This is a genomic window from Pseudomonas moraviensis subsp. stanleyae, assembly GCF_036283065.1.
GTDB classification, from domain to species: domain Bacteria; phylum Pseudomonadota; class Gammaproteobacteria; order Pseudomonadales; family Pseudomonadaceae; genus Aquipseudomonas; species Aquipseudomonas stanleyae.
This window is the reverse complement of record NZ_JAADJI010000017.1, coordinates 53,117-63,219: the sequence shown is the minus strand read 5'-3', so window position 1 is coordinate 63,219 and position 10,103 is coordinate 53,117. Positions and strand designations below refer to the sequence as shown.

At 61.0% G+C, this 10,103-nt stretch carries 10 protein-coding genes and 1 riboswitch; of the genes, 5 read left to right on the top strand and 5 right to left on the bottom strand.

The window, feature by feature from the left end; all coding sequences use genetic code 11:
* Positions 1 to 78: 78 nt before the first annotated feature.
* Positions 79 to 307: riboswitch (cobalamin riboswitch) on the bottom strand.
* 163 nt (positions 308 to 470) lie between these two features.
* Positions 471 to 1,055 carry a hypothetical protein gene (locus GXB78_RS26425; RefSeq protein ID WP_329517629.1) on the top strand — a complete coding sequence of 195 codons (585 nt, stop codon included), beginning with the start codon at positions 471 to 473 and terminating at the stop codon, positions 1,053 to 1,055.
* Between the two features lie 66 nt (positions 1,056 to 1,121).
* On the top strand, positions 1,122 to 2,435 hold the full coding sequence (locus GXB78_RS26420; protein WP_329517628.1) for a PQQ-dependent sugar dehydrogenase: 1,314 nt from the start codon (positions 1,122 to 1,124) through the stop codon (positions 2,433 to 2,435).
* 126 nt (positions 2,436 to 2,561) lie between these two features.
* On the opposite strand, the gene GXB78_RS26415 is transcribed toward GXB78_RS26420, so the two are convergent.
* The 5 genes from GXB78_RS26415 to GXB78_RS26395 all read right to left on the bottom strand — a co-directional run bounded on the left by GXB78_RS26415 (position 2,562) and on the right by GXB78_RS26395 (position 7,199).
* The gene (locus GXB78_RS26415) at positions 2,562 to 3,098 is read right to left on the bottom strand and encodes a C40 family peptidase (RefSeq protein ID WP_329517627.1); all 537 of its coding nucleotides are present in this window, start codon (positions 3,096 to 3,098) and stop codon (positions 2,562 to 2,564) included.
* A 216-nt stretch (positions 3,099 to 3,314) separates the two neighbouring features.
* Positions 3,315 to 3,932, bottom strand: a complete 618-nt coding sequence (locus GXB78_RS26410; protein ID WP_016773699.1) for a C40 family peptidase — start codon at positions 3,930 to 3,932, stop codon at positions 3,315 to 3,317.
* Positions 3,933 to 4,122: 190 nt separating this feature from the next.
* A complete protein-coding gene (gene hda, locus GXB78_RS26405) occupies positions 4,123 to 4,827 on the bottom strand; it encodes a DnaA regulatory inactivator Hda (RefSeq protein ID WP_007919828.1) in 705 nt (234 codons plus the stop codon).
* Positions 4,828 to 5,032: 205 nt separating this feature from the next.
* Positions 5,033 to 6,106, bottom strand: a complete 1,074-nt coding sequence (locus GXB78_RS26400; protein WP_329517626.1) for an AI-2E family transporter — start codon at positions 6,104 to 6,106, stop codon at positions 5,033 to 5,035.
* Between the two features lie 34 nt (positions 6,107 to 6,140).
* Positions 6,141 to 7,199: a DUF2066 domain-containing protein gene (locus tag GXB78_RS26395; RefSeq protein WP_329517625.1), complete on the bottom strand. Its 1,059-nt coding sequence runs from the start codon at positions 7,197 to 7,199 to the stop codon at positions 6,141 to 6,143.
* Positions 7,200 to 7,572: 373 nt separating this feature from the next.
* Between GXB78_RS26395 and purM the strand changes: the two genes are divergently transcribed.
* From purM to GXB78_RS26380, 3 genes are read left to right on the top strand one after another with little or no spacing between them, the layout of a single operon-like run.
* Positions 7,573 to 8,631, top strand: coding sequence for a phosphoribosylformylglycinamidine cyclo-ligase (purM, locus tag GXB78_RS26390; RefSeq protein WP_039763675.1), 1,059 nt, complete (start codon positions 7,573 to 7,575; stop codon positions 8,629 to 8,631).
* A complete protein-coding gene (gene purN, locus GXB78_RS26385; protein WP_329517624.1) occupies positions 8,631 to 9,281 on the top strand; it encodes a phosphoribosylglycinamide formyltransferase in 651 nt (216 codons plus the stop codon). The genes purM and purN overlap by 1 nt, the downstream gene beginning before the upstream one ends.
* Before the next feature lie 8 nt (positions 9,282 to 9,289).
* Entirely contained in the window at positions 9,290 to 10,003 is a 714-nt protein-coding gene (locus GXB78_RS26380) for a DUF3108 domain-containing protein (protein ID WP_016773693.1), read from the top strand.
* Positions 10,004 to 10,103 lie beyond the last annotated feature (100 nt).

Sequence of the window (10,103 nt, the reverse complement as noted above, 5' to 3'; positions counted from 1 at the left end):
GAGCTCTCCGTTGAGGCTGGGTAACGGCGGGCAGGCACAAGAATAGACGGCAAAAAGCCTGGCATCGCCCACCGTGATGCCGCTGAGATGGATCAGGCCGGTCTCCGGGCTCATGAGCGGCGTTTCGCCGGACTGCGCGCCTTCCCGCTTCTTTCGAGGCAGTGGCACATGGCGCAGTTTTCACTCATTTACCGTTGCGGGGGCAGCGCCGGGATCGTCGTGGCTTCGCATGAAGTCCACCCTCACCGGCTTCCCTGTTTCACTCTGTCGACGCATGTCACAGAGCACCTGAAACAAGCGGCGAAGGTTAGAGGGTTGGGGGTGGAGCGTCAATTGAAGAGGAGCTTTGCGCGCGAATAACTGCCGCTGATCAATTGTGCAGCGGCAATCTTGTGCCAGACTGTGACAAGTGATATCAAAGAGCCATGATTTTACCCGAAAAGCCCACTACAACAATAAGGATGACGACGATGCAAGGCATGATCATCAGCAACCCGCGCCTGGAATTTCTGCGCCCGGTGCTGGAACGCTGGTTTGACTGTATTGATCGCTACAACAGCGTGCGCGGGGACAATGACACGCCGTACTGGCACGACGAAAAAGCCAACCTCGGCCTGCTCTCGGCAGCGGCGTGGACGGCCGAACTTGTGACACTCAACGACACGACTACGCGCAAACAGAACGAAGAAGGCGAGCGCAATGCCCGCGCCGATCTGCTGATCGCCGGCAGCGACGACCGCGCATTCATCCAGGCCACGCAACGCTGGCCACGGGTCAACAACCTCAACCTGACCCAGGCCCTGCTCGACATCACTGTTGACGCCAGGCGCATCAGCTACGCCAGCGATCTCAAGCTCGGCTGCCTGTTCGTTGCTCCGCAAAAAGCCCAGCACAGCGCCAGTCCCGAAGAATTGCAGGACATGGTCGATGACCTGCAAAAGGAACACACCTGCGCGGTGGCCTGGTATTTTCCCTATGCCTATCGCAAATTACGCAGCGAGGCGGGCAACTATCATCCGGGCATCGCCGTGCTGTTCAAGGAGGCCCGCGGCTGAGCGGTTGAACCATCGGGCCTGCGCTCTCCTCTATGTTTAGGAATGCATTCATAGGGAAGATCAGCAATGCGCAAGGCCCAACTCGCTCTTATCGTCGCTGTCGCTGGCGGGCTCGCCGCCTGCGGTGAAACCTCCAGCCTGCAAGTCTCCGACGGCACTGGCCCGTCACCGAAACTGCCCGAACCGAACAAGACGCTGATCCCGACGGTGAACATTGCCCCCGCGGTGGGCTGGCCGCAGGGTGCGAAACCGACGGCAGTGGCCGGCACTCAGGTCGCGGCGTTTGCCGAAGGCCTCGATCACCCGCGCTGGCTGTATGTGCTGCCCAACGGTGATGTACTGGTGGCGGAAACCAACGCCCCGCCCAAGCCCGATGACAGCAAAGGCATTCGCGGCTGGGTGATGAAAAAGGTCATGGGCAAGGCCGGCGCTGGCGTGCCAAGCCCGAACCGCATCACCCTGCTGCGTGATGCTGACCACGATGGCGTCGCGGAAACCCGCACGGTGTTCCTGCAGAACCTCAACTCGCCATTTGGCATGACGCTGGTGGGCAACGATTTGTATGTCGCCGACACCGATCGCCTGCTGCGCTTCAACTACGAGCCCGGCGCCACCGAGATCAAGACCCAACCGATCAAGGTCGTCGACCTGCCGGGTGGCACGCTCAATCATCACTGGACGAAAAACGTTATCGCCAGCAAGGACGGCAGCAAGCTCTACGTCACTGTCGGCTCGAACAGTAACGTCGGCGAAAACGGTCTGGATCAGGAAGAAGGCCGCGCGGCGATCTGGGAAGTTGATCGTGCAACCGGCAATCATCGAATCTTCGCTTCGGGCATCCGCAACCCCAACGGCCTCGCCTGGGAGCCCACCAGCGGCGCGCTGTGGACGGCGGTCAACGAGCGTGACGAAATCGGCAGCGATCTGGTCCCGGACTACATCACCTCGGTCAAGGACGGCGGTTTCTACGGCTGGCCGTTCAGCTATTACGGGCAACACGTTGATGAGCGAGTCAAACCGCAGAATCCTGAGCTGGTGGCCAAGGCCATCGCTCCGGATTACGCCGTCGGCCCGCATACGGCTTCGCTGGGCCTGACCTTCGCCGAGGGCAACCGCTTGGCGGGGCAATTCAAGGAAGGCGCGTTCATCGGCCAGCACGGCTCGTGGAACCGCAAACCGCACAGTGGTTACAAAGTGATTTTCGTGCCATTCGCTGGCGGCAAACCGACCGGTCAACCGGTGGATGTGCTGACTGGTTTCCTCGACAAGGACGAGAACGCGCTGGGCCGCCCGGTGGGCGTTGTGATCGATCAGCAGGGTGGTTTGCTGGTGGCGGATGATGTGGGGAACAAGGTGTGGCGCGTTTCGGCCAGTAAATAAGCTGAGCGCAACGCAAAAATGTGGGAGCGAGCCTGCTCGCGAATGCTTAGTGTCAGCCTCCATTGAATTGGCTGATACACCGCTTTCGCGAGCAGGCTCGCTCCCACAGTTCGTTATGTGTGCGAGCTAGGGGTTATGCGCCAACTGCCCCGGCTGCAACACCCGCTTGGCGCTCAGATAGGCTTTCTGCCAATAGGCCTTCGACAGGCTGTCGAGCTTGACCGTGCCGCCCGTGGCCGGTGCATGCACGAAGCGCCCCTCACCTACGTAAATTCCCGCATGACTGACCTGCGAGCCGCCATTGGTGGCGAAGAAGATCAGGTCGCCGGTCTGCAAGCCTTCCTTGCCGACATTCGGCGCCTGCATGCCGATCATTTCGCGGGTTGAGCGTGGCAGCGAAATACCTGCCGCGTCGCGGTAGACAAATCCGATCAGGCCACTGCAATCGAAACCGGAATCCGGCGTATTGCCACCCCAGCGATACGGCGTACCGACCAGGCCGAGGGCACGGAACAGCACGTCTTCAGCAACGGGAGAAAAAGCCTGGGAAGGACCGAACACGATCGGCGCGCGAACCACGGGGGCTGGCGGCGGTGGGCGGCTGGCGCAGGCGCTGAGCAGCGCGGCGCAAAGGATCAAGGTGAGGCGGGCCGACATCGTCATAAGCAGAACATCCTGATCTGGCTGCGGCTTTCTCTGCCGAATGGACAGAAACAAAACCGCCTGCGTCATCACGCAGGCGGTTTGCCATCAATATAGATTCAGGATTCTAGCGGCTACGCGGCAAACTTCAAGTAAGACTTTAACTTCACCTTGTAAAGTTTACGTCTACTCCGTCGCCGTGCCGTTTTTGTCGCCGCGAACGCAGCGACATCGGGGTTACTTGCGCGCGGTGACCACGGTCGGCGCCATGGCGAGTGCACGCTTGGCTTCGATGAAGGTCTTGCTCCAGTAGCTGTCACCCAGGCTGTCGATGCGAACACCGCCGCTGCGACGACTGCTGGAGTGGATGAACTGGTTGTCGCCCAGGTAGATCCCGGCGTGACTGACACGACCGCGACGACCGTTGGTGGCGAAGAACAGCAGATCGCCCGGCTCAAGGTTGCTGCGCGACACCAGCGGCGCGTCAACGTTGATCATTTCGCGAGTAGAGCGAGGCAGGTTCATGCCGGCCTCTTCGCGGAACAGGTAACCAATGAAACCGCTGCAATCGAAGCCGGCTTCAGAGGTACCGCCGAACCGGTAACGGGTACCGATCAGGGACATGCCGCGTTCGAGGATGCTGTCAGCCAGCACAGGCAGCTGATAAGGCTTGCTGCCGTTGAACTGGTTGAGTTCTTTTTCGGTGTCCAGCTCTTCCTGGTAAATAACGGAGGACTGGGCAGTAGCAGAATTCTTGACCTGTTGCGGCGGCTCTTGAACCGGAGAATGAGCAGCACAACCGAATAACAGGGTAACGAGTGCGAGAGGCACGAGGGGTGCGAAGCGCTTTAGCATGGGCACGACCGTGGCTGGTAGTTGTAAAGAAGCCGAGACTATGCCCCCTATCGTCCTCATTTGCAAATTCAATCGAACTTTATGTGACTTCCCGGTTTCGCGTTTACATCTAAGCGCTTAACCCGCCTGGCCGGTGAAGCGCCCTTGGAACAGGGTTTTCTGGCGCCTGAAAGCTGGCAAAAGCCCACTATCACCAGCCCAGGGTTTCCTTGAGGAAGGGAATGGTCAGCTTGCGTTGCGCCTGCAAGGAAGCCTGATCGAGCTGCTCGAGCAGGTCGAACAGCGCGCTCATGCTGCGCGTGCCGCGAGTGAGAATGAAGTGCCCGACCTCATCGGTCAGGTGCAGACCACGACGCGAGGCGCGCAATTGAAGCGCACGCAATTTGTCTTCATCGGAAAGTGGGCGCATCTGGAAGATCAGCGCCAGGGTCAGCCGGGATTTCAGGTCGGCCAGTTTCACCGGCAATTCGCGCGGCGAAGTGGACGCGGCGATCAGCAGGCGCCGGCCGCTGTCCCGCAGACGATTGAACAGATGAAACATCGCCTCTTCCCAGTCTGCCTTGCCGGCGATTACCTGCAAGTCATCCAGGCAAACGAGTTCGTACTGCTCAAGGTTGTCGAGGATTTCCACGCCGCGGTCCATCAACTCGGCCAGCGGCAGATACACTGCCGGTTCGCCCATCTGCTCGAAGCGCAGGCACGCGGCCTGCAACAGATGTGTGCGCCCGACGCCGTGCTTGCCCCACAGGTAGATCAGGCTCTCCGTCCACCCGGCGTCGGCTTCGCAGAGACGCTCGACATAGCCGAGTGCAGCGGCATTGGCGCCTGGGTAGTAGTTGATGAAGGTGGCGTCGTCACGCAGACGCACACCTAGGGGCAGCTGAATCGGTTTCATGCTGACTGAACAGTTCTCAAAGGAACCGTTAGTGGCCTCTGTGTAAAGTTGGCGAAGTTTATACCCGTGAGGCTGAGCGCACAATGCGACAGACTCCAAGCAAAATCAAAGGTTTGCGTTGACGCACTGCTTTTGTGACAGTTTCTCTGGCGCCCTCGCCCGTACACACGAGCCAGCCCGGCCAAGCGCCGGGCCGCTCGCGACACTACAGCTCAGGTTCGTCGACGCCGCTGTAGATCTCGGAATCCTTGTAAAGATCATGGACATGCCGTACCAGCACCATGATCACCGCCGCCACCGGCAACGCCAGCAGCACGCCGGTAAAACCGAACAATTCGCCACCGGCGAGAATCGCGAAAATCACCGCCACCGGGTGCAGGCCGATTCGGTCCCCGACCAGCAGCGGCGTCAGCACCATGCCTTCCAGAGCCTGACCAACCATGAACACCGCGACAATTCCGACCATCGGGTACAGATCGCCACCGAACTGGAACAACCCGGCGATCAACGCCGCACCGATGCCGATGACGAAGCCCATGTACGGCACGATCGCCGCGAGCCCGGCAATCAGGCCGATCAACAGCCCTAGCTCGAGGCCGACGATCATCAGGCCGGCGGCGTAAATCACGCCCAACGCAACCATCACCAGCAACTGCCCGCGAACGAACGCGCCGAGCACTTCATGGCACTCACCCGCCAGCGCAACCACGCGCTCTTCGCGATCACGCGGCAACAGGCTGCGGATCTTGGCCATCATCACATCCCAGTCGCGCAACAGATAGAAGCTCACCACCGGGATCAGCACCAGATTCGCCAGCCAGCCGATCAGCGCCAGGCTCGAGGCGGTAGCCTGACTCAGCACCACGCCGACGATGTCGGTGGTCTGGCCCATGTGCTCACTGATCGCGGCTTTGACCTTGTCGAATTTCCAGAAACCGTCCGACAAACCCAATTTCGCTTGCGCCCACGGCACAGCAGTGTGCTGCAACCAGTCGAGCATCTGCGGCGCCAGTTCGTACAAACGCAGCAACTGCTTGGCGAGCATCGGTACCAGCACCAGCATCAACGCGGTGACGATCAGGGTGAACAAGGCAAACACGGATATCACGCCCCAGGTTCGCGACAAACCGAGGCGTTCCAGACGATCCACCAGCGGATCGAACAGATATGCCAGCAACAACGCGACCAGAAACGGCGTGAGGATCGGGTGCAGCAACCATATAAACGCGCAAAGCAGGACTACCCCACCGAGCCAGAACCAACGCCGCGTATCGGCCATTTACCACTCCTGATGCTTCTATATAAGGAAAGACTTACCAGCGAAACCGCAACGACGGTGCCGCAACTGCCGGTGCTGGCGCTGCAACCGCAGGCGCACCCTCGACTGCTGGCTGGGCAGGCGCCGCCGGGGCCGGCGCTTCAGCGGGCAGCTCCTGCAACTTTGCCAGCGACAATTGCGCGCGCAACTGGTCAGCGCTGCCATTGACCCGATAGACGATGCGATCGCCCTGCACGCTTTGCAGACGCACGCCAAACGGTTCGAGTAACCGCAGCAGCGCCGCGTAATGCTCAAGATTCATGCCCTGCACTTCCAGGGTCTGCTGACCCGATGCGCCGGGCCTGGCGACAAATCGCGGTGCGAGGCGCTCGGCCACTGCCAGCATCACCGCATCGGCAACCGCAGCCTGATCGGCGCCCTGCACGCTGCCAGCCTCTTTCTGATCACCGAGCCACAAGCGCCATTTCGCCTGCCACTGCCCGCTTTCTTCGCGGGCGTGCACCGCCAGCAAGGCGTCAGCGTTGTAGCGTTCCGAAGCACTGCGCAGGGGCGCGGGGTCAGCGCTTTCCAGCGCCGGCGCGGTGGCCACCAGTTGCTCGCTGAGATCGGCCAGCGGCAAACGCAGCGGCAGACCGCGATGTTGCGCGGCCGTGCGCAATGTTGAGGCTGCGGCCTGACCATCACCGACCAAACTCGCACCTTCGGTTGAATCGTTCAGCCACCAGCCGAGGATCGACGGCCGACTGGCGCCCCACACCGGCAACCCGGCCCGGCGCAAGGCCTGCTCGGTGGTGGCCGGATCGAAATCGACTTTCAGTACTTCCGGTGGCCCGGCGTCGAAACCGAACTGGCTGATGATCTGCTGCGGATCCTTGCGAATCGGCGCCAGCCCCGGGTTCTGCGCGGCTTTCGGGTCGCCGGTCAGGCGCAGCACCAAAGTGTCGAGCGCCGCCTGCGTAGCACGATCACGCTCTTCCGCCGCCTGGCCGCTGACCGGCTGACGCACCTGATACAGGCCTTTGAGGTTTTCGGCATGGCTCGCCAGGCTGACCAGTGTCAGGCAGCCTACTAACAATAATTTACAAAAACGCATGGAAAATTCCCGTCGACAGGAGCGGCTGGAACACGCCGCGTGAACCGTTTGAGCAAGGCTGTGACCCCCACATTTCGCAAAACATTCACACGGTGGCGGTAAGTTTTTGCACAGTCCTAACGATAGACGGTTAATCGCCACACCTTATACAGGCAGTCATACGCAGCGATTGCAAAAAATTTCCGCCGATATGGCCCTGCCCGTCGGTGCGAGGATGGCCGCTGCCCTTCAAGCCTGATAAAATCGCGCGCCTTCGCAGACCGGCAACAGCCGGGCCCCTCGAAACTCGCGTGAGGCGATCGCCCATCGAGTTCGATGTTCCCGCTGAACTCGGTCGTTACCCCCTGAATCCCCTCCCCTAAAGGCCTGGATCATGAGCAAGCAACCCTCCCTGAGCTACAAGGACGCCGGTGTAGACATCGACGCCGGTGAAGCATTGGTCGAACGCATCAAGAGCGTCGCCAAGCGCACTGCGCGCCCGGAAGTCATGGGCGGCCTGGGCGGTTTCGGCGCCCTCTGCGAAATCCCGGCCGGCTACAAGCAACCAGTGCTGGTCTCCGGCACCGATGGCGTCGGCACCAAGCTGCGTCTGGCGCTGAACCTGAACAAGCACGACAGCATCGGCATCGACCTGGTCGCCATGTGCGTTAACGATCTGGTGGTGTGCGGCGCCGAGCCGCTGTTCTTCCTTGACTACTACGCCACCGGCAAACTGAACGTCGACACCGCTGCCCAGGTTGTCACCGGCATCGGCGCTGGCTGCGAACTGTCGGGTTGCTCGCTGGTCGGCGGCGAAACCGCTGAAATGCCAGGCATGTACGAAGGCGAAGACTACGATCTGGCCGGCTTCTGCGTCGGCGTCGTGGAAAAGTCGGAAATCATCGACGGCTCGAAAGTCGCCACCGGTGACGCGCTGATCGCCCTGCCATCGTCCGGCCCGCACTCCAACGGCTACTCGCTGATCCGCAAGATCATCGAAGTGTCCGGTGCCGACATCGAAAACACCCAGCTCGACGGCAAACCGCTGACCGACCTGCTGATGGCCCCGACCCGCATCTACGTCAAGCCATTGCTCAAGCTGATCAAGGACACCGGCGCGGTCAAGGCCATGGCCCACATCACCGGTGGCGGCCTGCTCGACAACATCCCGCGCGTACTGCCAAAAGGCGCTCAGGCCGTGGTTGACGTGGCCAGCTGGACTCGCCCGGCCGTGTTCGACTGGCTGCAAGAGAAAGGCAACGTTGACGAAACCGAGATGCACCGCGTATTGAACTGCGGCGTCGGCATGGTCATCTGCGTGGCTCAGGAGCACGTCGAAGTTGCCCTGAACACCCTGCGTGACGCTGGCGAGCAGCCTTGGGTCATCGGCCAGATCGCCGTGGCCGCCGAAGGCGCTGCGCAGGTCGAGCTGAAGAACCTCAAGGCTCACTGATGCCAAAGCCCTGTGATGTCGTGGTGCTGTTGTCCGGCACCGGCAGTAACTTGCAGGCTCTGATCGACAGCACGCGGACCGGCGACAGCCCGGCCCGCATCGCTGCGGTGATTTCCAACCGCGCCGACGCCTACGGCCTGCAACGCGCCCGCGACGCGGGTATCGCCACCCGCTCGCTGGATCACAAGGCATTCGAGGGCCGCGAGGCCTTCGACGCCGCGCTGATCGAACTCATTGACCAATTCAATCCCGAACTCGTGGTGCTGGCCGGCTTCATGCGCATTCTCAGCGCTGACTTCGTGCGCCACTACCAGGGTCGCCTGCTCAACATCCACCCGTCGCTGCTGCCCAAATACAAAGGGTTACACACTCATCAGCGGGCGCTGGAGGCCGGCGACACGGAACATGGCTGCTCCGTGCACTTCGTCACCGAGGAACTCGATGGCGGACCACTGGTCGTACAAGCAGTATTACCGGTAGAGTTGCACGACACGCCGCAGAGTCTGGCGCAACGAGTCCACGTTCAGGAACACCTGATCTATCCGATGGCGGTACGCTGGTTTGCCGAAGGCAGGCTGACACTCGGTGACCAGGGTGCTTTACTCGACGGTCAGCTACTCGCCGCCAGCGGCCACTTGATTCGAAACTAGGAGATATTATGCGTCGCGCCCTGCTCTTCGCTTGCGCTCTGCTCGCCCTGCCCTTCGCGCAGGCAGCGGACCTTCAACCGTTCTCCGCCAGCTACACCGCCGACTGGAAGCAGCTGCCCATGAGCGGCACCGCCGAACGCAGCCTGACCAAGGAAGCCAACGGTGTCTGGAAACTCAGCTTCAAGGCGTCGATGATGATCGCCAGCCTGACCGAAGAAAGCACGCTGAAGCTGGACAAGGACACCCTCCTGCCGCAGTCCTACCACTTCGAACGCGGTGGTCTGGGCAAAGCGAAAAAGGCTGATCTGGACTTCGACTGGGCCAACAAACTGGTCACCGGCACTGACCGTGGCGACGCAGTGAAGATCCCGCTGAATCGCGGCATGGTCGACAAGTCGACCTATCAACTGGCGCTGCAACATGACGTCGCCGCCGGCAAGAAGAGCATGAGCTATCAGGTCGTCGATGATGGCGAAGTCGATACCTACGACTTCCGCGTGTTGGGCTCGGAGAAGGTCGACACCAAGGCCGGCCAGATCGACGCGATCAAGGTCGAACGCGTGCGCGACCCGACACAAAGCAAACGCATCACCGTGCTGTGGTTCGCCAAGGACTGGGATTACCTGCTGGTGCGCTTGCAACAGGTCGAGACTGACGGCAAGGAGTACAACATCATGCTCCAGGACGGTACGGTCAACGGCAAGACTGTCAAAGGCAGCTGATCGACCGCAACAACAAAGAGCCCCGCGAATGCGGGGCTTTTTATGTCCGCAAATTTCGCAAATACACCAAACCCTGTGGGAGCGAGCCTGCTCGCGAAGG